The organism is Duganella sp. HH101 (assembly GCF_001758795.1).
Classification (GTDB): domain Bacteria; phylum Pseudomonadota; class Gammaproteobacteria; order Burkholderiales; family Burkholderiaceae_D; genus Rugamonas; species Rugamonas rivuli.
Genome location: NZ_LRON01000015.1, coordinates 38,232 through 58,673, shown reverse-complemented (window position 1 = coordinate 58,673; position 20,442 = coordinate 38,232). Strand labels below are relative to the sequence as shown.

Annotated in this window: 22 protein-coding genes; 12 read left to right on the top strand and 10 right to left on the bottom strand. The window is 61.1% G+C overall.

Annotated elements, in window-relative coordinates; genetic code table 11:
* Positions 1–4: 4 nt before the first annotated feature.
* Together DUGA2_RS21970 and DUGA2_RS21965 are read right to left on the bottom strand one after the other, a co-directional pair.
* Complete coding sequence (locus tag DUGA2_RS21970; RefSeq protein WP_141753344.1) at positions 5–1,366, bottom strand: amidohydrolase; 1,362 nt, start codon at positions 1,364–1,366, stop codon at positions 5–7.
* A gap of 1 nt (position 1,367) precedes the next feature.
* The gene (locus DUGA2_RS21965; protein ID WP_008449263.1) at positions 1,368–2,216 is read right to left on the bottom strand and encodes a pyruvate, water dikinase regulatory protein; all 849 of its coding nucleotides are present in this window, start codon (positions 2,214–2,216) and stop codon (positions 1,368–1,370) included.
* A 153-nt stretch (positions 2,217–2,369) separates the two neighbouring features.
* Here DUGA2_RS21965 and ppsA point away from each other — a divergent pair, with 153 nt between their 5' ends.
* The 3 genes from ppsA (at position 2,370) to DUGA2_RS21950 (ending at position 6,363) form a co-directional block, all read left to right on the top strand.
* A complete protein-coding gene (ppsA, locus tag DUGA2_RS21960; RefSeq protein WP_043481998.1) occupies positions 2,370–4,799 on the top strand; it encodes a phosphoenolpyruvate synthase in 2,430 nt (809 codons plus the stop codon).
* Positions 4,800–4,955: 156 nt separating this feature from the next.
* On the top strand, positions 4,956–5,390 hold the full coding sequence (locus tag DUGA2_RS21955; RefSeq protein ID WP_070271603.1) for an NfeD family protein: 435 nt from the start codon (positions 4,956–4,958) through the stop codon (positions 5,388–5,390).
* A 22-nt stretch (positions 5,391–5,412) separates the two neighbouring features.
* A complete protein-coding gene (locus DUGA2_RS21950) occupies positions 5,413–6,363 on the top strand; it encodes an SPFH domain-containing protein (RefSeq protein WP_070271602.1) in 951 nt (316 codons plus the stop codon).
* A gap of 22 nt (positions 6,364–6,385) precedes the next feature.
* On the opposite strand, the gene DUGA2_RS21945 is transcribed toward DUGA2_RS21950, so the two are convergent.
* Together DUGA2_RS21945 and DUGA2_RS21940 are read right to left on the bottom strand one after the other, a co-directional pair.
* Entirely contained in the window at positions 6,386–7,930 is a 1,545-nt protein-coding gene (locus DUGA2_RS21945; RefSeq protein ID WP_070271601.1) for a hypothetical protein, read from the bottom strand.
* The gene (locus DUGA2_RS21940; protein WP_070271600.1) at positions 7,930–9,021 is read right to left on the bottom strand and encodes a GSCFA domain-containing protein; all 1,092 of its coding nucleotides are present in this window, start codon (positions 9,019–9,021) and stop codon (positions 7,930–7,932) included. Before DUGA2_RS21940 ends, DUGA2_RS21945 begins: the two co-directional genes overlap by 1 nt.
* Before the next feature lie 79 nt (positions 9,022–9,100).
* Between DUGA2_RS21940 and DUGA2_RS21935 the strand changes: the two genes are divergently transcribed.
* Positions 9,101–9,517 carry a DUF4259 domain-containing protein gene (locus DUGA2_RS21935; RefSeq protein ID WP_070271599.1) on the top strand — a complete coding sequence of 139 codons (417 nt, stop codon included), beginning with the start codon at positions 9,101–9,103 and terminating at the stop codon, positions 9,515–9,517.
* Positions 9,518–9,570: 53 nt separating this feature from the next.
* Here DUGA2_RS21935 and DUGA2_RS21930 read toward each other — a convergent pair whose 3' ends face one another.
* The 6 genes from DUGA2_RS21930 to DUGA2_RS21905 all read right to left on the bottom strand — a co-directional run bounded on the left by DUGA2_RS21930 (position 9,571) and on the right by DUGA2_RS21905 (position 14,805).
* Positions 9,571–10,188, bottom strand: a complete 618-nt coding sequence (locus DUGA2_RS21930) for a PEPxxWA-CTERM sorting domain-containing protein (RefSeq protein ID WP_070271598.1) — start codon at positions 10,186–10,188, stop codon at positions 9,571–9,573.
* A gap of 131 nt (positions 10,189–10,319) precedes the next feature.
* Positions 10,320–11,372, bottom strand: coding sequence for a TIGR03118 family protein (locus DUGA2_RS21925; RefSeq protein ID WP_070271597.1), 1,053 nt, complete (start codon positions 11,370–11,372; stop codon positions 10,320–10,322).
* A 73-nt stretch (positions 11,373–11,445) separates the two neighbouring features.
* Positions 11,446–12,150 (bottom strand): TorF family putative porin, encoded by a 705-nt coding sequence (locus tag DUGA2_RS21920; RefSeq protein WP_070271596.1) that lies wholly within the window; start codon positions 12,148–12,150, stop codon positions 11,446–11,448.
* Positions 12,147–13,541 carry a S8 family serine peptidase gene (locus DUGA2_RS21915; protein WP_083296418.1) on the bottom strand — a complete coding sequence of 465 codons (1,395 nt, stop codon included), beginning with the start codon at positions 13,539–13,541 and terminating at the stop codon, positions 12,147–12,149. Before DUGA2_RS21915 ends, DUGA2_RS21920 begins: the two co-directional genes overlap by 4 nt.
* Positions 13,538–14,224: a zf-HC2 domain-containing protein gene (locus DUGA2_RS21910; protein ID WP_070271595.1), complete on the bottom strand. Its 687-nt coding sequence runs from the start codon at positions 14,222–14,224 to the stop codon at positions 13,538–13,540. The genes DUGA2_RS21915 and DUGA2_RS21910 overlap by 4 nt, the downstream gene beginning before the upstream one ends.
* Entirely contained in the window at positions 14,221–14,805 is a 585-nt protein-coding gene (locus DUGA2_RS21905) for an RNA polymerase sigma factor (protein ID WP_070271594.1), read from the bottom strand. The genes DUGA2_RS21910 and DUGA2_RS21905 overlap by 4 nt, the downstream gene beginning before the upstream one ends.
* 190 nt (positions 14,806–14,995) lie before the next feature.
* Here DUGA2_RS21905 and DUGA2_RS21900 point away from each other — a divergent pair, with 190 nt between their 5' ends.
* From DUGA2_RS21900 to DUGA2_RS21870, 8 genes are all read left to right on the top strand, one after another.
* Positions 14,996–15,688, top strand: a complete 693-nt coding sequence (locus DUGA2_RS21900) for a hypothetical protein (RefSeq protein ID WP_070271593.1) — start codon at positions 14,996–14,998, stop codon at positions 15,686–15,688.
* A 165-nt stretch (positions 15,689–15,853) separates the two neighbouring features.
* Positions 15,854–16,255, top strand: a complete 402-nt coding sequence (locus DUGA2_RS21895; RefSeq protein ID WP_070271592.1) for a hypothetical protein — start codon at positions 15,854–15,856, stop codon at positions 16,253–16,255.
* Positions 16,256–16,472: 217 nt separating this feature from the next.
* Positions 16,473–17,045, top strand: coding sequence for a hypothetical protein (locus DUGA2_RS33675; RefSeq protein ID WP_141753343.1), 573 nt, complete (start codon positions 16,473–16,475; stop codon positions 17,043–17,045).
* A gap of 174 nt (positions 17,046–17,219) precedes the next feature.
* Complete coding sequence (locus tag DUGA2_RS21890) at positions 17,220–17,777, top strand: hypothetical protein (protein ID WP_070271591.1); 558 nt, start codon at positions 17,220–17,222, stop codon at positions 17,775–17,777.
* Positions 17,778–17,853: 76 nt separating this feature from the next.
* Complete coding sequence (locus tag DUGA2_RS33670; protein WP_141753342.1) at positions 17,854–18,270, top strand: DUF6228 family protein; 417 nt, start codon at positions 17,854–17,856, stop codon at positions 18,268–18,270.
* A gap of 260 nt (positions 18,271–18,530) precedes the next feature.
* A complete protein-coding gene (locus DUGA2_RS21880) occupies positions 18,531–19,214 on the top strand; it encodes a hypothetical protein (protein ID WP_070271589.1) in 684 nt (227 codons plus the stop codon).
* Positions 19,215–19,289: 75 nt separating this feature from the next.
* Complete coding sequence (locus DUGA2_RS21875; RefSeq protein ID WP_141753341.1) at positions 19,290–19,760, top strand: hypothetical protein; 471 nt, start codon at positions 19,290–19,292, stop codon at positions 19,758–19,760.
* Positions 19,761–19,807: 47 nt separating this feature from the next.
* Positions 19,808–20,440 (top strand): hypothetical protein, encoded by a 633-nt coding sequence (locus DUGA2_RS21870; protein WP_070271587.1) that lies wholly within the window; start codon positions 19,808–19,810, stop codon positions 20,438–20,440.
* Positions 20,441–20,442: the final 2 nt, after the last annotated feature.

The following is a 20,442-nucleotide window of genomic DNA, read 5'->3' as shown; positions in this document are numbered from 1 at the left end:
CGCGCTAATCCGGGCGGTAGCTGGCGCGCACGCCGTCCAGCAGTGCGGCCAGCGACTGGCGGTCGCGCCAGCGGCCCTCGGCCATCACGCCCAGCGGCGCGCGCAGCGTCGCCAGTCCCTCCAGCGGATTGTGCTCGCTCAGCACCAGGTCGGCGCGATATCCGGCCACGATCTGGCCGAATCCCACGCCACCCTTGGTGCGGGCGATGAACGTCCCCGGCGCGCGGGTGGCCGTGGCGAGCGCCTGATAGCGGCTCAACTGCGAGCGCTCCAGCTCCGCCAGATTGTCATGCAAAGAGTAGCCAGGCGCCACGCCGGGAATGGTCGGCGCGTCGGTGCCGGACAGCAGTTCGACGCCGCCGTCGGCCAGGGCCTTGGCCAGCTTGCGCAGGAAGGCCAGCTTGGCCTCCAGCCGCGCCGACTTCGCGCCGTAGCCGCTGCGCCGCCAAGCCTGCACGTCGACCGGCGCCACGTAAGCCGTCTGCGGCTCGGCCAGGATGGCGCGCAGGCGCTCGGGATGGCCCATCTGGCCGGCCAGCGCCTGGTAGGTGACGACGTCCGCGATCACCGCCGCGCCGTATCGCCTGGCCAGCGCCACCGCCTCGGGTATGCGCGCCTCGTCGGGCGGCGCATCGGTTTCCTGTCCGCCCGCCGGCGTGAAATAGGTGTAGAAGAATTCCTCCAGATGCGCGACCAGCACCTGGCCTTGCGCCAGCTGGCGCTCCAGCCGCACCGCCGTCACGCCATGGCCCACCAGCGGCAGGCCTTGGGCGCGGCCCGCCTCAGCCAGCGCGCTGAATACATCCGGCGCCAGCCCCACGTACACCTTGATGAAATCGTAGCCGTTGGCGGCCGCCAGGTCGACCACCGAGCGCGCTTGCGCCGGCGTCTTGATCTGCAGGCCGTTGTAGTCCGGCGTGCCGTCCACCATCAGGCTGGCGTAGACATGGGGGCCGGGCAGCGATCCACGCGCCACGGCCGGCACGATGCTGTCCACGAGATTGGCGCGCGCGCCGCCCATGTTGAGCAGCGTGGTCACGCCGTTGGCCAGGTACAGCGCCAGGTCGTTGCGGGTTTCGGAGTGGGTGTGCATGTCGGCCAGGCCGGGCGACAGCCACGCCGTGCCATGTCCATCGATGACCTGATAGCCAGCCGGCGCAGCCAGCGCCGCGCCGACCGCTTCGATGCGGCCGTCCCGCACCAGTACCGTCTGGTCCCGCAGCACGCGCTCGCTGTCCATCGGCACCACATTGACGTGCACGAAGGCGGTGGACTGGCCCCACGCCGCCACGGGCGCCACGACCGCCACGACCGCAAACAGCAGCGCGGCCATGCGCACGGAGGACAGCAGCGCCGGCCGCCGCACTTTAGTACTCGCGCCGGTTAGGCTTGATCTCTTGCAGGATGGTGGTCGAGATTTCCTCGATCGACTTGGTGGTCGACGACAGCCAGCGTATGCCTTCGCGCTTCATCATCATCTCCGCCTCGTTGACCTCGTAGCGGCAGTTCTCGATCGACGCGTACTTGCTGCCGGCGCGGCGCTCGTTGCGGATCTCGGCCAGGCGCTCGGGCGTGATGGTCAGGCCGAAGATCTTCGGCTTGAACTCATACAGCGACGACGGCAGCTTGCCGCGCTCGAAATCGTCCGGGATCAGCGGATAGTTGGCCGCCTTGATCCCGTACTGCATCGCCAGGTACAGGCTGGTCGGGGTCTTGCCCGAGCGCGATACGCCCACCAGGATCACGTCCGCCGACGACAGGTTCTTGTGCGACTGGCCGTCGTCGTGCGCCAGCGAGAAGTTGATCGCCTCGATGCGGTTTTTGTATTCCTCGCTGTCCACAATGTTGTGCGAACGGCCGATGGTGTGGGTCGATTTGACGCCCAGTTCTTGTTCCAATGGGGCAACAAATGTTTGGATCAAATCCATGTGCATGCCCTTGCACTGGCGGATCACGTTCGACAGTTCGGTCTTGACCAGCGTGGAAAAGATGATCGGCCGTTGACCATCAGTCGCAAACGCCTCGTTGATCTTGCGTGCCGCGTCGTGCGCCTTGTCCAGCGTATCGATGAAGGGCAGCCGTATCTGGCGGAAGCGCAGCTCGAACTGGGTCAAAACCGAGTGACCAAAGGTTTCTGCCGTGATGCCGGTGCCGTCGGAAACGAAGAAAACCGTGCGGGCCACGGCGGGCAGGGGAGGACGTTGTTCTTGTGTCATGTAGAGTAAGCCTGTCATTATTGTGAATCGTCAATTTGGGCCGCAGGCTGTAGAATGGGCGCCATAGGTAAGATTGTGCTGCACGACGACCAGAATAACAAGAAACAAGTCTGCGCCTCGCTGGAAGATTTCTATCATCAAAAAGGTGTCATTATGTCCAACGCAGCATTGAAGGAGCAGAGTAACGGAGCGGTATACGTCGCATCGTTCGAACATTTGCGCATGACGGATGTCGAATCCGTCGGCGGCAAAAACGCCTCATTAGGCGAAATGATCAGCCAGCTGGCTGGCGCCGGCGTCCGGGTTCCGGGCGGCTTCGCCACCACGGCCCAGGCTTTCCGCGACTTCCTGTCGCACAGCGTCGACGGCGGCAAGCCGCTGGCCGAGCGCATCGCCGACCGCCTGGCCGACCTGAATATCGACGACGTGCGCGCCCTGGCGCAAGCCGGCGCCGAGATCCGTCAATGGATCGTCGAAACCCCGTTCCAGCCACGCCTGCAACAGGAAATCGAGACCTTCTACAACCAGCTGGTCGCCGATTCCAGTACCGAGATGTCGTTCGCCGTGCGTTCCTCGGCCACCGCCGAAGACTTGCCGGACGCTTCCTTCGCCGGTCAGCAGGAGACCTTCCTCAACGTGGTCGGCATCGAGAACGTGCTCGACGCGATGAAGCACGTGTTCGCATCGCTGTACAACGACCGCGCCATCTCCTACCGCGTACACAAAGGCTTCACCCACGCCGAAGTCGCGCTGTCGGCCGGCGTGCAGCGCATGGTCCGTTCCGACCTGGGCGCCGCTGGCGTGATGTTCACCATCGACACCGAGTCCGGCTTCAAGGACGTGGTCTTCGTCACCTCCAGCTACGGCCTGGGCGAGACGGTGGTGCAGGGCGCGGTCAATCCGGACGAATTCTACGTCCACAAGCCAATGCTGGAAAAAGGCAAATCGCCTGTCATCCGCCGCAACATCGGCTCCAAGCTGCTGAAGATGGAGTTCACCAACGAAGCCAAGGCTGGCCGCTCGGTCAAGACCGTGGACGTGCCGGTCGAGCTGCGCAACCGCTACTCGCTGAACGACACCGAAGTGGTGGAGCTGGCCAAATACGCCGTCATCATCGAAAACCACTATGGCCGTCCGATGGACATCGAGTGGGGCAAGGATGGCCGCGACGGTAAGCTGTACATCCTGCAAGCGCGTCCTGAAACCGTCAAGTCGCAGCAGAAGGCGACCGATGTGCAGCAGCGCTTCAAGCTGAAATCCTCCGGCACCGTGCTGGCCTCGGGCCGCGCTATCGGCCAGAAGATCGGCGCCGGTCCTGTGCGCGTGATCCACGATCCGGCCGACATGGAACGCGTGCAGCCGGGCGACGTGCTGGTCGCCGACATGACCGATCCTAACTGGGAACCGGTGATGAAGCGCGCTTCGGCCATCGTCACCAACCGTGGCGGCCGTACCTGCCACGCGGCGATCATCGCCCGTGAACTGGGCGTGCCTGCGGTGGTCGGTTGCGGCGACGCCACCGAGATCCTGAAGGACGGCACTTTCGTCACCGTGTCCTGCGCCGAAGGCGACGAGGGCAAGATCTACGACGGCCTGCTGGAAACCGAAATCTCGGAAGTGTCGCGCGGCGAGCTGCCCAAGCTGCCGACCAAGATCATGCTCAACGTCGGCAATCCGCAGCTGGCGTTCGACTTCCAGTCCGTGCCGAACGGCGGCGTTGGCCTGGCGCGTCTTGAGTTCATCATCAACAACAACATCGGCGTGCATCCAAAAGCGATTCTGGAATACCCGAACATCGACGCCGATCTGAAAAAAGCGGTGGAGTCGGTCGCGCGCGGCCACGCCTCGCCGAAAGCCTTCTACGTCGACAAGCTGGCCGAGGGTATCGCCACCATCGCCGCCGCCTTCTGGCCGAAGCCAGTGATTGTGCGCCTGTCGGACTTCAAGTCCAACGAGTACAAGAAGCTGATCGGCGGTTCGCGCTACGAGCCGGATGAAGAAAACCCGATGCTGGGCTTCCGTGGCGCGGCGCGCTACCTGGCTGCCGACTTTGCCGGCGCATTCGAAATGGAATGCCAGGCCATGAAGCGCGTGCGTAACGACATGGGTCTGACCAACGTCGAGATCATGGTGCCGTTCGTGCGTACGCTGGGCCAGGCCGAGAAAGTCGTCAACCTGCTGGCCAAGAACGGCCTGGTGCGCGGCGAGAACGACCTGCGTCTGATCATGATGTGCGAAGTGCCGTCCAACGCCATCCTGGCCGACCAGTTCCTCGAACACTTCGACGGCTTCTCGATCGGTTCCAACGACCTGACCCAGCTGACCCTGGGCCTGGACCGCGATTCCGGCATGGCGCTGCTGGCGGCCGACTTCGACGAGCGCGACCCTGCGGTGAAGGCGCTGCTGTCGCTGGCGATCAAGGCTTGCCGCGCGCAGGGCAAGTACATCGGCATCTGCGGCCAGGGCCCTTCCGATCATCCGGACTTCGCGGTCTGGCTGATGGAGCAGGGCATCGAATCGATGTCGCTGAACCCGGACTCGGTGATCGACACCTGGCAGAAGCTGGCAGCCCTGCAAAAGTAATAAAGTGTTGACGTAGGCGTAAATTGGGTTAGACTGGTGTTATCGAATTGAGTTGTAAATAACACTATCAATACCAAGCGCCTTGTAGCAAAAACCCTCGCAGCCCGCACCGGGAAGCGGGGGTTTTTGCATTTTTAAACCTGAGAGGAGTGCATCATGGCTGACTGGAGTTTTTGGTTGGTGGCGGCTGGCGCTACTGTGATCCTGGAACTGTGCAGCGGAACCTTTTACCTGCTGATGATCGCCATCGGCCTGACGTCCGGCGCGCTGGCCGCGCTGCTCGGCTTTGGCATGGCGACGCAGACGCTGCTTGCCGCCGTGGTCGGCGTGGCGGCCACCGTGCTGTTGCGGCGCAGCCGCTTCGGCAAGCTGGAGAACCGCACCCAGGCCGAGCGCGACCCCAACGTCAACATGGACATCGGCCAGACCGTGCACGTGCCGGCCTGGCAGGACGGCACGGCGCGCGTGATGTACCGCGGCGCGCTGTGGGACGTGGAGCTGGAGACGGGCACGGTGGCCGACAGCGGCGCGGCGCCCGGGCAATACACGATACGCGAAGTACGCGGCAGCCGCCTGATCGTGGCGGCTTAAGATTTACCCACCGGAGAGTTTTATGGATATCAGTTTCGGCAATGTCACCTTCATCCTTTTCATCCTGGCCTTGGTGTTCGTGTTCAAGACCATCAACGTCGTTCCGCAGCAGCACGCATGGGTGGTCGAGCGGCTCGGCAAATACCACGCCACGCTGGGCCCCGGCCTGAACATCGTGATCCCGTTCGTCGACCGCATCGCCTACAAGCATGTGCTCAAGGAGATCCCGCTGGATGTGCCGCCCCAGGTCTGCATCACGCGCGACAACACGCAACTGCAGGTCGACGGCATCCTGTACTTCCAGATCACCGACGCCATGCGCGCCTCCTACGGTTCGTCCAACTATATCTCCGCCATCACGCAGCTGGCGCAAACCACCTTGCGTTCGGTGATCGGCCGCATGGAGCTGGATAAGACCTTTGAAGAACGCGACCATATCAACACCGCCATTGTCAACGCCATCGATGAATCGGCCGCCAACTGGGGCGTCAAGGTGCTGCGCTACGAGATCAAGGATTTGACGCCGCCGAAGGAAATCCTGCACGCGATGCAGGCGCAGATCACCGCCGAGCGGGAGAAGCGCGCGCTGATCGCCGCATCGGAAGGCCGCAAGCAGGAACAGATCAACATCGCCAGCGGCGAACGCGAAGCGCAGATCGCCCGTTCGGAAGGCGACAAGCAGGCCGCCATCAACCGCGCACAGGGCCAGGCCGCCGCCATCGTCGCGCTGGCAGAGGCGAATGCGTCGGCGCTGCGCCAGGTGGGGGCGGCGATCCGCGAGCCGGGCGGCGAGGACGCCGTCAACCTGAAGGTGGCCGAGCAGTACGTCGGCGCCTTCTCGCAGCTGGCCAAGACCAACAACTCCATCATCATCCCGGCCAACCTGGGCGAGATGAGCGGCTTGATCGCCACCGCCATGCAGGTGGTTAAATCGCAGAAGGATGCGCCGCTGGTCAAGCCGGCCAAGGCTTAACCTTAACGCAGCCCAGTGCGCGTCAGGCCATCGCCAGCGCGCGCACCGTTACTTGCTGGCCGTCGAACGGCGGGACGGCCGTCATGCCGGCCACGCCGTACTGGAATGGATCGAGCGGCCACTCATGCAGGCCGCTCCACACCACGCGGAACGGATGGCCTGTGGCGAGCGGCATCAGCGCGATCTCCACCAGGCTGATGTCGCCCAGCGTCGGGTCGACGGTGCACAGCGTGGCGGCCGGGTCGTACACCGCCAGCGTGCCCGGCGTGGAGCTCATCACATGCACCGTATCGCCGGCGATGGAAGCGAAGCCTATGACGCCGGCGCCGCCCAGGCGCAGCACCGCCTTGCGCACGCCCGAGCTTTGCGCGGCGCGCGCCAGCACCAGCGGCGCGCTGCCCGCCGCGATGCGGCTCGGGCGGAAGCTCGATACCGTCATCGCGTAGTCCACGTCCCCGTGCAGCACCGCCTGGCCCACGCCCTGGCCGAGCAGCTGTGCCGCCAGCGCCAGTTGTTCGTCGCTCGGCTGCGCGGTCAGCAGCGCGGCGCGGCCGGAGGCCGGTGCGGAAACCCAGTCCAGGCGTGGCGCCAGCTCCGGCAAGGCGCGGTAGCTGCCGGGCGACGCCTCCAGCGATTGCAGCGTTTGCGCCGGCGCGTCCAACTGGCCGATGCTGACGCCGGGCAGCGGACGCTCAACCGCGATGGCTTGCGCATGGCGTGGCGCCTGCGCCGCCGCGTGCTGGTAGCGCGCGACGTTGTGCGCATCCCAGGTATGCTGCCGCAGGCTGGCGACGATCTTGTCGAGGGCGACCTGCGCAGCCGCCACCGTCAGGTGGGTGCCGTCGAGATCGAACTCCGGCCGCAGATAACCGTCCTGGCACAGCTCCGGCCACACATCGATGAACGGAATGCCGATGGCCGCGCACTCGCGCGCCAGGAACTGGTTGGCGATCACGGTCAGCTTGGCGCGCACCGACTTGTGCACCTTGGTCCAGCGCAGCGTGGCGGCGTCGTCCGGCGTGCGCGGCGGCACGCAGTGCACCAGCATGCGCGTGAAGCCGAAGGCGCGCAGCAGCCGCAGGCCTTCGGTGAAGGGCGACAGCAGCTTCTCCATCTGCGCGCGGATGGTGGCGTAGGCCACCGGACGTTTGTCGCGGTCGACGCCGTAGTACGCATCGTCGGGCAATTCGAAATCGTAGTCGGCGAATTGGCTCAGCAGATGATGGATGTCCAGGTCGCCGATGCACAGCACCACGGCCGGCGCCACGACGGCGCGCTTTTCCATCCACGCGCCGCTGATGGTGCTGCCGTCCAGCGAATGGTGGGCAGGGGACAGGTCGGGGCGCAGCAGCTCTTCGGCGCGGAACGCTTCCAGCAAATCCTGGTGGAAGGCGCGTACGGCCGGATCGCAGAAATTCTGCGCCAGCACGTGCGGCAGGTAGCGGGTGCGGGTCTGGAACAACTGCTCGCTGCCGGCGGTGCGGAACAGCAGATTGCGGAAGATGAGCGTGTGGCTTTCGCCGATGATGTGAATGGGACTCGGCGTGCCGAGCAGGGTAACAGCCATTATGCTTGCCCTTTCGCCGTGTGGCTGGCCAGCGCATCCATCACCAGCTGCTCGTCGCACATCGGCTGGCCGGGCAGCGCGGGGGCGGCCTGCGGCGCGGCATCCTGCCTTGCGACGGGAGCATCGCCCATGTACTGGCGGCGGAAGCAGGCGATCACGTGCTCCACGGCGGCCGGCAGCACGCTGCGGCGGTCGGGTGCGAAGTAGTTGTTGCTGTCGCCGCTGGCGGTGACGATTTCATACGACGCGAAGTAGTGCGCGTTGGCGTGCTTGCGCACGATTTCCTCGCAGGCCACGCGCAGCACCGCCTTCGAATAGGTCGTCGCTTGCAGCACATGGCGTTCCTCGAAGGTCGCCATCAGCGGCACCGGAGACACCGTCAGGATCACCTGCGCGCGCCGGTTGACCTCGGCCAGCCGCGTCATGAACTGCGACATATGCTCGCTGACCTCGGCCACGCTGAAGTTGTGATAGCGGTGGCGGGCCGGATCGAACTCGCCGCCCAGGCCGGAGCCGGGACAGACCGGGAACACCGCGCCATCCTCGTTGCTGAGCCACGATTCGGTCAGGCCCAGCGTGAAGACGAAGACGTCGAGCTGCTCGAACATGCGACGCACGGCGGCCAGGTGCTCGCGCCGGTCCCACAGGCACTCGCTCTCGCTGGCGTAGCCGCCCGGCTGCACCGATGGGCGGAACGGATCGACATAGCCGCCTTCGGCGTTGCGCCACAGCGGTTCGGCCGGTTCGAAGCGTCCGTAGGCGCGGTCGAACAGCTGCAGCAGTTGCAGCGTAGTGTAGATATTGCCGTAGCGCGCGGAGTAGACGCCGTAGCCCAGCGCCTTGCGGTCCGCCTCGGCGATGAAGCCCGGGCCGGTCTCGGCCACCATGTAGCCGTAGCCGCTTTGCTGCAGGGCTTCGGCGATGCGCTGCGCGAAGCAGCTGCCGGCCGACGCCACCTGCTGCTGCGGCGTGATCTGCATGCGCGGCGCCAGATGCGGATCGATGTCGGCGGCCGGTTTGCCGGCCACTGCATCTTTCCAGCGCGCGCCAGCCGGCACCTTCAGATACGGGGAGGATGGGTGTAGCGACATGGGGGCGTCTGATAAAATGTTGGAGGAAACAATATATCATACGGGCCGCCTGCAAAAAGCGGCCTCGACAGGAGCAACGATGGGTACATGGGCGGTGGACGCGTTCGGCAACGACTACGCGCAGGACTGGGCGGAAGATCTGGAGCAGACCAGCAACCTGGAAGCGGTGGAGAGCACGCTGGACACGGCGCTGGAAAACAACGGCGGCATGCTGGAAGCGCCGTTCGGCGCCGAGGCCTTGGTGGCGATCGAAGTGCTGGCGCGCTTGCAAGGCAAGGGCGGCGAGCGCAGCGAAGACAGCGCGGCGGTGGACGCCTGGGTGGAAGCGCGCAAGCCCAAGGCCCGCGTGCGTAGCGACCTGGCCGAGAAGGCCGGCCGCGCCATCGAGCGCATCCTGTCCGAGCAATCCGAGCTGCGCGAACTGTGGGCCGACAGCGAGCATTACGACGACTGGCGCGCCGCGGTGGAAGAGCTGCGCGGCCGCATCGCCGCCTGAAAAGCAAAACGCCCCGACATCGGGGCGTTTTTCATTGCGGCGTGCGGTGCCGCTTACTTGGCTGCCTTGCGGCGGCGTGCGGCGAAGCCGACCAGGCCCAGGCCGGCCAGCATCATCGCGTAGGTTTCCGGCTCAGGCACGGCGGTGGTCAGCGAGACGTTGTCCAGCGAGGTGCCCAGGCTGTCGTCGGTGCCGATGGCGGTGAACTTCAGCGACATCAACGCGCCGTTGCCGGTCAGCGTGTAAGTGCGGCTTTCCCAGCCGCCGCCCAGCGAGTTGTTCACGCTGTCGACTGCGCCGCCGCCCCAGGTCACGGCCAGGCCTTGCGACGAGGTGTCCACGCCTGGACGGTCCTGGAACTGGAAGCTCAGCGTGTACTGTTGGCCCAGGCCGGTCAGCACGTCGTGGCTGATGCTGCTGTTGTGGGTGGTGTCCAGTTCGATGAAGTTGACGCCCTCTGCCGCGACGCCGGCCACGTTGTTGCGCAGTTCGATGCCGTAGGCGCCGCCGGTCCAGTCGCTCAGGTTGGAGTAGATGGCCCAGCTGCCGTTACCCTGCGGGTTGGCTTCGAAGCCGCCGTTCAGCAGCAGTTCGACCGGCGCGGCCATTGCACTACCACTTGCCAGCAGGGCAGCGATTGCGACGGATTTGATCATTTTTATGGCGTTCATCGTTGTAATTCCCTGTGAAGTTGTATTTTGGCAATTCATGTTTCTTGTTCGACATGAGAATTGTAATTCCGTAATCATCTTATGCCAAGCGATTTTTGACGTCCTGGTAGGAATACTCTGATTTTGTGGCTTTACAGCATATCGATGCGACCGTAGAGCCCATGCGCCTCGTCGCCTGGTCCGGCGGCAAAAAACAGCGTGTTGACCGGCTGGCTGTTGACGCCTGGCCCGAACGCTATGCCCCACAAACCGTCGACGACGATGGGGCTGCCGGCGGCGTTGGACAGCGTGCCGGCCATGGCGCCGGTGGACGGATCGTAGGCATTGATTTTGCCGTCGCCGAAGTTGGCCACCAGCAGCTTGCCGCCGTAGGTGCCGAAGTTGGCCGGCGCCAGGGCCATGCCCCAGGGAGCGTTGAGTACGCCGCCCTTTGCCAATTGCTTGAGCAGGTTGCCCGCCGTATCGAACACATCGATCGCGCCCAGCCCGGCGCCCTTGACGTCGTCGTCGCCGCCGCTTTCGCGCTGGGCGTAGGCGATGTAGATGCGGTCGCCGGCGGCCTGGATGCCGAACGGCGCGTAGTTGGCTGGCAGCGTGGTGTCGCGGAAGGCGCCGGGCAGCGCCACCTTGTTGAAGTTTGTATCGAAGACGTCGACGCGGTTGTTATGGAAGTCGGCCGCGTACAGGTAGTTGGCGCTGTTCCAGGTGGCGATGGCCAGGCCCTTGTAGACCGCCTGCGCGCCCGCGCCGTCGAACACGGTGACGGCGTTGTTGCGGTCGACCGTGGGCGACCAGGCGGCGATCTTGCCGCTCTCGGTGGCGAAGATGAACGGGCTGGCGCGGAAATCGGCGCTGCCGTTGTAGATGATGCCGGTCGGCGACGGCGGCGTGGCCACCACCAGCGTCTGCTCCATGCCGTTGCCGTCATACAGCGTGGAGGTGGAACTGCCGTTGTTGGCGACCCAGACGAAGCCGGCCGGGTTGAAGGCGATGCCCCAGGCGTTGACCAATCTGGCGTCGGTCTGGGCGGCGCTGCCGGCGGTGTCGCCGACCAGCTTGGTGAGTTTGAACTGGGTCTGCGTTGGCGGCGTGACGACCGGAGGTTGCGTCATCGGCGTATCGTAGCCGCCTCCGCAGGCGGACAGGGCCAAGACTGCCAGGAGGGTGTAAGGGCGGGTGCGCATGGCGGCTCCTTTCGGGATCGGGGTTGATATCCCGTGGATTCCCGCTCGCCGCCGCGCGGTTCCCGATCAACCGCTAGAACGAATAGGTGCTGCTCAAGACCCAGGCCCGCGCCGGACGCGGCGGATAGTGGTTGTAGCGGATGCCGTCGTCCTGGGTCTGCTCGCGTGCAAGCTGGATCGTCCAGTTGCCGAGCGGGACGCTGGCGCCCAGTTTGTAGTCATGGCGCGAGCCGGCCGGCACGCCCGGCCACGCCATGCCGCTCAAGGTGTGCAGCAGGCCGGCGTGGGCGATCAGGTTGACGCTGGGATGGAGCGGGTAGAACAGGTTGACCTCGCCGTACAGCGTGCGGGCGTGGTGGCCGAAGTAGCGCGGTGAATAGTACAGCCGCGTGGTGACGCGCTCGGCCGACGCGCCCGCGTAGCATTCGTTGAAATCGACGAAGTGCAGCTGCGTGTAGCTGGAGCGGCTGCAGCCGGCCTCGACGCTCCAGCCCGAGCGCAACCGCAGCGCGTAGCCGCCATAGGCTTGCAGCTTGTAGCCGCGCAGATCGCCCATCGCCGCGCCGCTGGCGAACAGGCCGGCGTACCAGCCGCTGGCGTGGTCGAGGTTGAGCGTGAGTTGCGGCACCGGCTGGCCGTCGCCGAGCGATTGGCCGCGATAGCGGTAGTCCGATTGCAGCGCGACGCTGCCGCTGAAATCGGTCTGTGCCACGGCGTGGCGCCACGGCAGCAGTGGCAGGATGGCGATGCAGGCGAGGGCGGCGGCGCGCAGCGTCACGGGCCGACGCCACGTTGCGTGAGACCGGCGGCGGTGCACGAACAACTGCAATGGCGGAGCAGGCGGGAGATGGTGGCGCATGCGTCGATATTAACAGTGTTGAGCGCATCGCCCGGTTGCAGCAGGCGTCGCAACTGTGCGGGCGTGGCGCCCGGTTGCAGCTGCGCCATCAGCGCCAGCATGCCGCTGACGTGGGCCGCCGCGTACGAGCTGCCGCTGACGAAGGACCAGCGCCCGCCTGGCGCCGTGGTCGGGATGTCGTTGCCGGGGGCCAGCAGCGGCGGGTCGCCGGATGGGGCGGCAGCCGCAGCGGGCGCCGCCGCCAGCCTGCCCGCCGAAGGTTGCGACGCCACGGCCAGCACGCCGCGATGGCTGGCGGGGAAGGCCGGGCCGGCCGCCTTCGCATCGACCGCGCCGACCACGCCGATGCCGCGCTCCAGCGCCACGTCCAGCAGCTTGTCCAGCAGGCGATCCGGCGGTCCGGCCAGGCTGAGGTTGATGACCTGGGCGCCGTTCAGGATCGCATAGTTGAGCGCCTTGCTGAGCGTGAAGCTGTTGCAGCGCGTGGCCAGGTCGGGCTGCTGCCAGCAGGCGCGCAGGCCCATCAGCCTCGCCTGCGGCGCCACGCCGACGATGCCGCCGTGACCCGCGCGCGCGGCGATGATGCCGGCCACGGCGGTGCCATGGTTTTCCGGCGGCGGGGCGGCGTTGTCGACGAAGTTGGTGTTGACAGCCAGCTGGCCCAGCAGGTCGGGATGGCTGCCGTCGATGCCGCTGTCGATCACGGCGATCTTGATGTCGCGGCCGGTGGTCTGGCGGTGGAGCTCGGCCACGTGCCAATAGCGCGCTGCGGGCTGGACCGGATAGAGCGCGTCGCTGCCCGGCGGCTGCGGGCTGTCGGCGGCGGCGCGCGCAGGCTGCGTCGCCATGCCTTCGAAGCTGGCCACCGGTTGCGCCCATTCCACCTGCGGATCACGCGCCAGTTTGGCGATGATGCGTTCGGCGTTGTCGTTGTCCGGGTAGCGCATGACGTAGCAGTCCAGGCCGAGTACCGGCATGGGCCAGTCGTCGACCAGGGTCAGGCCGTGCTGGCGGGCCAGCTCTTCGGCGCGGCGACGGCGTGAGCCGCGTCCGCTGTCGTCGATGTAGCGGCCGCCGTAGCTGGCGTCCGGACGGAAGTGCGTGGCGGGCAGGCGCAGCATCACCAGCAACTGGTGGTCGCCGGGATCCCGGCCGGGGACGGAAGGCAGCGGCCGCAGCGTCTCGTCGCCCTCCGGCGGCGCGGCCTGGGCCGGAGCGGGGGCAGACTGCGACGCAGCGGCGTGCGCGGCCACCGGCGTTCCGACCAGGCAGGCCAGTATCAGGCCGGTGCTGAGCCAGCGGCTGTTCACGGCGAGTTCCCCGCATCCAGCGGCTCGGCCAGCTTGACGGCCGGATCGGCGCGCATGGCTTGCAGCGCACGGTCGCGGTTGGCGGCCGGCACGGTGAGCAGATAGGCATCGGTCACGGTCGGGCCGTCGACCACGCGCGCGCCCTGGGCTTGCAGGACGCGGCGCAGATCGCGCTCGCTGGTGTTGGGCTGGAACACGACCACCAGGTTGCCGCCGTTGCTGACCGCCGACCCCAGCACGCGGTAGGGCGCGGGATCGCTGTCCGGCCTCAGCAGCAGGGCGCCCAGGCCGATGATCGCCACCCACTGCGCCGCCACGGTCCAGCGCAGCCACGAAGGCTGGTTGGCGGCCGCCGCGCGCCACCACGATACGGGGCGGGGTCGGGGTGCGGGTGCTGCGGCGGGCGCGGGCGCGCTTTGTTCCTGCGGCCCAAGCGCGGGCATCAAGCGCGCCAGGGCGCGTTCCATGTCCACGCCTGCGGGCAATGCGTCGCCCGCACTGGCGGCCTCGGTTAGCATATCGCGTTCCCATTCCAGATCCTGCCGGCATTCCGCGCAGGTGTGCAGATGCTCCTGCACCCGCTGCGCCTCGTCCGGCGCCAGCTGTCCGCTGGCGAACCAGGGCAGCAATTCCTGCACCGCCTGGTGGGCCGGGATATCCATTCTGAAGATGCGCCCGTTCATCGGCTGCTCTCTCTTTCGTTCCACAACAAGTCTTTCAATCTGTGCCGCGCATGGAACATGCGGGTCTTCACCGTGTTCAGCGGACAGTCCACCACCTCGGCGATATCGCTGTAGGCCATGTCATGATAATAGGCCAGCACCATCACCGCGCGTTGTGCGGCGGGGAGCTGGTCCAATGCTTCGGCCACGGTCTGCTGCAACTGCTGGCGGTTCATGGTTTGCTCCGGCTGGTTGCCGCTGTCGTCCTCGTACAGCGACGCATCCGATTCCACCGGATCGTCACTGGCCTTCAACCCTTTCAGGGTCTTGCGATAGGCGATGGCAAAAATCCAGGTCGACACCTTGCAACTGCCGTCGAAGGTGGCGGCTTTCTGCCAGACCACCAGCATCGTATCGTTGACCACTTCCTCGATCAGCGCCGCATTGCGCGCCATGCGGCCGATAAAGCGCGACAGGCGTGAAAAATACGTCCGGTACAGCGCTTCGAAGGCGAGCCGGTCCCCGGCCGCTATCCTGGCCAGCAGGCGCACCTCTTCCGATTCCGGGTTCGGGCCGCTGATCCGGCCCCGTTCTTGCTGCATCCGCCATCCTCCTTACCCCGTTAATACCTTGCCGGATGAAAACGGTTCTACAAGTGGGGAAATTTTATCGTCCCATGCTACCACCGGGAGGGCAAAGGGCAGATTCAGTCTGGCCCAGGTGACAATGCGCGCATATTCCCAGGCGGAAAGCACGTAAGATAGCAGCCTGAATCTTGTTATAAAGTTACGCATGAACTTCCTGCTCCTTGCATTGATCGCCGCAACGCCATTGCTTGAACCTGCAACCGTCGAAATCAACGCCAAGCCGGTGCGCGGAAAAATGTCTTACAAGGTGGCGTTACGTGATTCCGCCCGCGCCGATCAACTGATGTCGCGGGCAACGCGTATGGTCGATCCATTGTTGGAGATCACCACGTCTGCTGGCGCCCGCAGCCTCAATCCGACGCGCGCGTGGGACGTTCGTATCGTAGGTCTTTTCGGCCAGCGCGTTGTTCCTACGGTGATGAACCGCTACTTTGTCCTGCCGGTCATCAAGGAAGCGCTGGACGACAAGACTGAGCTGGAACTGCTTGGGCAATTGGATGAAACTTACCTTAACTTCGTTTGGAGTGTGCGTATGAAGGATGGGCGCATCAGTTATCGCGATCTTAAAATTGCCATGAAAGAAGCGGCCAGTTTTTACACTAGCGGAGATAGTCAGTCACTGCGTGTTTGCTACGCCGAAGGCCAGGGGAAACTCAACATCGACGGAATGCCGCAGCATGCCAGCGAAGAGGAATACGGCTGCCAGATCTACACCTTTGCCCCCAGCTTGCGAGATGATGCCGTGCTCAGCTTCGACGGTGCACCCGCCATGGTAACGATCGCGTCGCGACGGCAGTATGCGCGCATGTGGCTTACTTCCCATGCCAAGAGCGAATGAAAGCAATCGATCTTGTCTAGATCATGGTGTCGACTTCCGGCCAATACCTGCCCCTCGACTCTTGTTCTGTAGGGCCTGACAAATGGCCGACCGATGTTATCTCGAAGTCGTCCATGCTATATTGCTTATTTACGATATATAACGTTATTTGCTAGAGAGGTATCGATGAGCATCTTTCGAGAGAAGCCAGCTTTCTATTACACCGCAGTCGGTTTGCTGGTGAGTTACATTATTTTGACCCTAATCTCCTTAATTTCTCATCTTGATGCCAGTGGAGTGGAGCAGTTCTCTTACCTAAAGCATATCGGAATGGTCGTTTTGAACATCTATTTCCTTTCGTCTAAGAATCGTGTTTTCAACTACCTTGCGTTAGTGTGGCTCATCGTTTTGCCGTACGAACGATATGTCGAGATCTACAGATTGGTTTTGTCCGGCAGCGCTAGCCTTTGGGATCTCATCGCCAGCATTGATGGACTAGGAATCTTTGTTTGGATGGTGGCAGTTTTAGTTTTGGTGTCAAAACTCGCTGTAGATCGCTACGTAAATCCGCAGGTCATCGCTGAGTAAAGCACATATGTAGAATCGCAACGGTCCGCAAAGGGACGGCTTCGGCAGACTGGTTGCCGGCGGTACCCGGCCACAAGCGGACGTCGGTTATGAAACAAAGTTAACCTCCAACAGTTCGATTGTTCGATCAGGACGTACCTTAAGATATGGCTCCAGAGTATCTAGAAGACTCGTGGCGATTCATACCACGAGCGCTTAAATTTAAGAATATTTTAAAATGAAAAAAATAAATTTATTTAAAAACTGCTCGGCACGTTATTTTCTTTCTTTGGGTATAGTACTCGCCGGATGTGCGGGTTTATCCCCCATGGATAAAACTTACCAGCCTCCAAATAAAAATACTGCGTTAGTAGTTTTTGCTTCTCAGCGAACAACCACACCGATTTATATTGAAGTATGTGACAACCAAAGGTGGGAAAGAGCCGCTACTATCGGGCGTGGGCTCGTTTCCTCTGGAAAAGTTGTAATGGATGATCGGTTAGACGGCGCATCTCGGCCAGGCAATACCCCTCTTTCCGACACCGCGACTATTTTGATTCCCCTTAATCAAGACGTGAAGATCCGAGTTAGATCCAATCCTGAATTCATAAGTGGTAGTCCAATCGGCTACGGAGTTGTGGAATCCTGCGAAATTCCTATGGTCTTCAAATCTGAGCAGGAATTCAGCTACAAGGCCACTTGGGAACGCACTCCGCAGAAATGTGGACTTTCTCTTATAAAATCATTTCGAAATAAAGAAAGTGGAGTGATTGAGTACAAAGTTGTGACCGAAAAGACGTCTTGTAGCTAACTTCTAGCCCTCGTGAACGGTGGCTGCGGGGAGGCTTGAGCTTAGGGTGAGAATTCGTGAGTTTTGCAGGTGGGCAAGCTGTTATCCTGAACGCCGTCGGCCGGGTTCGGCCAAAAGCAGACTGCCGTTAGCCGCTATTAGGAACGTAGAAATCACCCACAGTAAATCTTAAAAATGAAACCGAATAACCGGTTTGGCGTGGACTCCTGGATTATTCAAGATGGTAACTACGGAGATTTTTCCGTCGAGGACAAAAGTACGTTCGCGCTCGAATTTTGTGGTGATGGTCTTATCCATTCTGAGAAACGCACTGTTGAGTTAGAACTCATTAAAGACAGCACTTATCGAATTTGTGGAGAAGTAATCTATGTCAGCCAAAAAGTATGGGTAATTGATGTTGGCTTCAAGGCGTACTGGGAGCACGCGCCACCGGAGTTAGTATCAGTAGGGGATTGGCTTGCAGGCGAAATCTTCTTAGGGATAGATCCATTTTTCTACAAGGAGTACTTGTGCAAGGAAGAAGGCATTCCGAACATCTCTTTCTGTTGGTCCATCAAAAGGATTGAGCGGAATGACACGCCGTGGTTGGAGACATTAAACGCTCACGGCGGCAAGTTGCTCACGCGGGACGACAGCCAGGAGCGTTGGCTTGATACCAACTCGACGAACGCATGGGACGATGATGAAGGACGAGCGGACTATGTTCTTCATATTGAACGGTGTGACCTCTAATTGTGAGCCCGTTTCCGGCCACAACCGGACCCTCGAAATCCAATTTGTAAACAAAAAGACAGTCAGAAGAAAATTGATGAATCACTTGGAACTAAAGTCACCCTATGACGGTTCGCTGCTGACTTTCAGCGTGACCCACAAATTTGAAGACGCCATTGACTTTAATGTTCAAGTGAAGACTCCTTGCTTCTCAGGTAGTGCTCCTTCATCGACATTCGTGGGGGTTCCGCTTGAAAAGTGGTTTAAAAATATGGTTGATGACTGGGACGGCTGGAAGGGTGAAAAGAAATGGGGAGACCTGGAGAGTCGTGTCCTGTTAAGTGCGACTACCGACTCAACTGGCCACATCAAGATGAAAGTGACTTTGGCAGGTCAAGACTATGATTCTGAGTTACGAGTAAATATCATGTTTGAGGCGGGGCAATTGGAAGGTATGGCGCGTGGCGCAGCTCTCTTTTTGCATAGTCCAATCTCGGCCAGCAGCAGACACTGAGCAAGATTAAAGTTAGTATAGACAACTATGACCGGTACTTACGAATGGAACCCGATGCCGCATCACTTGGACTACTCGCTGATTGCCTCAAGTTCATTTTGGGAGTCCATGGAGCATACGACACTGGGACAAGTGGTCGACGGCCTGCTTAGACTTCGGTGACGGAAAGCGGCCATTTGCAGTCGATCAAATCAGCTCGAAATTAATGACGCAGCTGGCGTCAATTTCTAGATCACGAATTCAATTTCAAAGGAAACATCATGTACAAAAGAGTGTTTGCGTTGATTGCCGTTCTAACCCTGGCGGGCTGTGCCTCCCCTAAATACAATTATTCGGCGAACGTGACCTCGATTAGTGAGCCACCTTTGGATACCACGCAGATTAGTAGCGTCGGGGATGTAATGTTACGACAAGGGAAGTACAAGGAACATGAGGCAATTTACCTTCCGGCGAAGGGAGATATCAGCTGGGCCTATGACTTATTTCCTGGCTACTATCTCAAACATGGCGAGGATGAAAGCGCAGAATACTACTTGCCCGGTAGCGGAGAGGATGCTGGCAAAGTTGATAAAGCTGTCTTGGCTGACCCTTGGAAGAGCGTGATGGCGAAAAAAGGTAGCAAGACTTTATGCGTTGTCACGGTGTTCAACGCCACATCGTGTGGGAATAATGTGAACTTCGAACGTACAAAAAAGGCGATGCTTACACAGGACTCTTTCCAGCAGACGCTCATTTATAGCGGTAAGGTTGGAAGCAAAATCAACATTGGGTATCGGGAATTTTCCAGTAATTTGGCTAGGCCTGCTTTCAATAACAATGTCGAATACGACCTCTCGGAATCTGCCATAATTGGTTACAAAGGAGCACAGCTGGAAGTGCTTGAGGCGACAAATCAATACATTAAATATCGAGTTATTAGGAACTTCAATTTCGCCTCACAATAATTTTTGATAACTCCTAAATGGCTGATTCCGGCCAGTAGCGGTCACTCAATATCGGACGAAGAATGCATTTCCAACATGAGCACTGAACCAATGGACAAGATGCTATTCAGTTTCAAGGCGAGAGACGGAGTCGCGATGTTCTGGATTTTCTTTATTGTTTTTATTCCAGGTGGAGTTACGCTCGGACCACCGTTCATGAGTCTCAACTCATTTTTGATTTGTGCGGTTGGCTATGCTGTCATGGCCTTTGGGCTCGACTGTAAAATTACCATTCGCTCCGGTAGTGTTTGCTTCGTGCGGAGGCTCTATAGAATTCCATTCTATGTTCGACGCGGACGACTGATTACATCTGTGTCTTATGACAGTGACTGGGATGATGAGGATTCTGCGTCTGGTGTGGTCGTTGGAATAGATGGAAAAGAGATACACATCGGCGCAGGGAAGCGCAAGTCGGAGCTCTACACGGGCTTGTTTAAGAACTCTGAAATTTACCGTAGTATGCAGTCCAATCAAACAGGAAAGTTCGAGCCTGACGATGCACCTTAGTAGGCCCGAACCGGCCAAGAACAGCCACTCGATATTTTTAAGGCGTGATGAAACTTTATCGTACGTTTTTTTTGCTTATGCTATCGCTCCTCGCTCGCACAGCCGTGGCTTCGCCCGAGTCTGATTTTTGGACATGGTTCCAGCAAAATGAGGACGAAATTTTTAATTTCGAAAAGAATCAGGAAGTTGTGTTCGACAAACTGGCAGCGCGGATGCAAAAGGTTAATCCGTCTCTGACCTTCGAATTCGGTCCGAAAGAAGACGGCAAGCGAGAGTTTGTCGTCAGCGCTGATGGAATTAAAAAGGCATTCCCCAGTGTAGAAAAACTCTGTGCTGCAGCGCCTCAGCTGAAGAAGTGGAAAGTCATAAAATTCCGCCAGCGCAGAGAACCGTTTGACATGAACTATGGGGGAATATCAGTCCGAGCAGCCACAGTTACAGTGTCCATTGCAAGGGATGGGCCCAAGGCGGCGCTTACCGTGCTAATTCCAGGCTACACGGAGTCAAAACGGGAAAGCTACGCTGGCATCGCGTTCCTTATCCTAGACCAAGCACTTGGTGAGTACGACGTCGAAACCCGTGTTGGCGTGATTGATGTAGCCGCGCCTTCGGCACGTTATGGACAAGTGCGCACCTTGGCGGACCTGCCGAAAGCCTTTGATGAATTGCTTGGCCACTGAAC

Coding starts and splice junctions, on each gene's coding strand:
- DUGA2_RS33670 (WP_141753342.1), top strand. CDS start 17,854: ATGAATCACTTGGAACTAAAGTCACCCTATGACGGTTCGCTGCTGACT.
- DUGA2_RS21965 (WP_008449263.1), bottom strand. CDS start 2,216: ATGACACAAGAACAACGTCCTCCCCTGCCCGCCGTGGCCCGCACGGTT.
- DUGA2_RS21870 (WP_070271587.1), top strand. CDS start 19,808: ATGAAACTTTATCGTACGTTTTTTTTGCTTATGCTATCGCTCCTCGCT.
- DUGA2_RS21950 (WP_070271602.1), top strand. CDS start 5,413: ATGGATATCAGTTTCGGCAATGTCACCTTCATCCTTTTCATCCTGGCC.
- DUGA2_RS21875 (WP_141753341.1), top strand. CDS start 19,290: ATGAGCACTGAACCAATGGACAAGATGCTATTCAGTTTCAAGGCGAGA.
- DUGA2_RS21905 (WP_070271594.1), bottom strand. CDS start 14,805: ATGCAGCAAGAACGGGGCCGGATCAGCGGCCCGAACCCGGAATCGGAA.
- DUGA2_RS21925 (WP_070271597.1), bottom strand. CDS start 11,372: ATGCGCACCCGCCCTTACACCCTCCTGGCAGTCTTGGCCCTGTCCGCC.
- DUGA2_RS21930 (WP_070271598.1), bottom strand. CDS start 10,188: ATGAACGCCATAAAAATGATCAAATCCGTCGCAATCGCTGCCCTGCTG.
- DUGA2_RS21890 (WP_070271591.1), top strand. CDS start 17,220: ATGAAACCGAATAACCGGTTTGGCGTGGACTCCTGGATTATTCAAGAT.
- DUGA2_RS33675 (WP_141753343.1), top strand. CDS start 16,473: ATGAAAAAAATAAATTTATTTAAAAACTGCTCGGCACGTTATTTTCTT.
- DUGA2_RS21910 (WP_070271595.1), bottom strand. CDS start 14,224: ATGAACGGGCGCATCTTCAGAATGGATATCCCGGCCCACCAGGCGGTG.
- DUGA2_RS21880 (WP_070271589.1), top strand. CDS start 18,531: ATGTACAAAAGAGTGTTTGCGTTGATTGCCGTTCTAACCCTGGCGGGC.
- DUGA2_RS21895 (WP_070271592.1), top strand. CDS start 15,854: ATGAGCATCTTTCGAGAGAAGCCAGCTTTCTATTACACCGCAGTCGGT.
- DUGA2_RS21900 (WP_070271593.1), top strand. CDS start 14,996: ATGAACTTCCTGCTCCTTGCATTGATCGCCGCAACGCCATTGCTTGAA.
- DUGA2_RS21945 (WP_070271601.1), bottom strand. CDS start 7,930: ATGGCTGTTACCCTGCTCGGCACGCCGAGTCCCATTCACATCATCGGC.
- DUGA2_RS21935 (WP_070271599.1), top strand. CDS start 9,101: ATGGGTACATGGGCGGTGGACGCGTTCGGCAACGACTACGCGCAGGAC.
- DUGA2_RS21940 (WP_070271600.1), bottom strand. CDS start 9,021: ATGTCGCTACACCCATCCTCCCCGTATCTGAAGGTGCCGGCTGGCGCG.
- DUGA2_RS21955 (WP_070271603.1), top strand. CDS start 4,956: ATGGCTGACTGGAGTTTTTGGTTGGTGGCGGCTGGCGCTACTGTGATC.
- ppsA (WP_043481998.1), top strand. CDS start 2,370: ATGTCCAACGCAGCATTGAAGGAGCAGAGTAACGGAGCGGTATACGTC.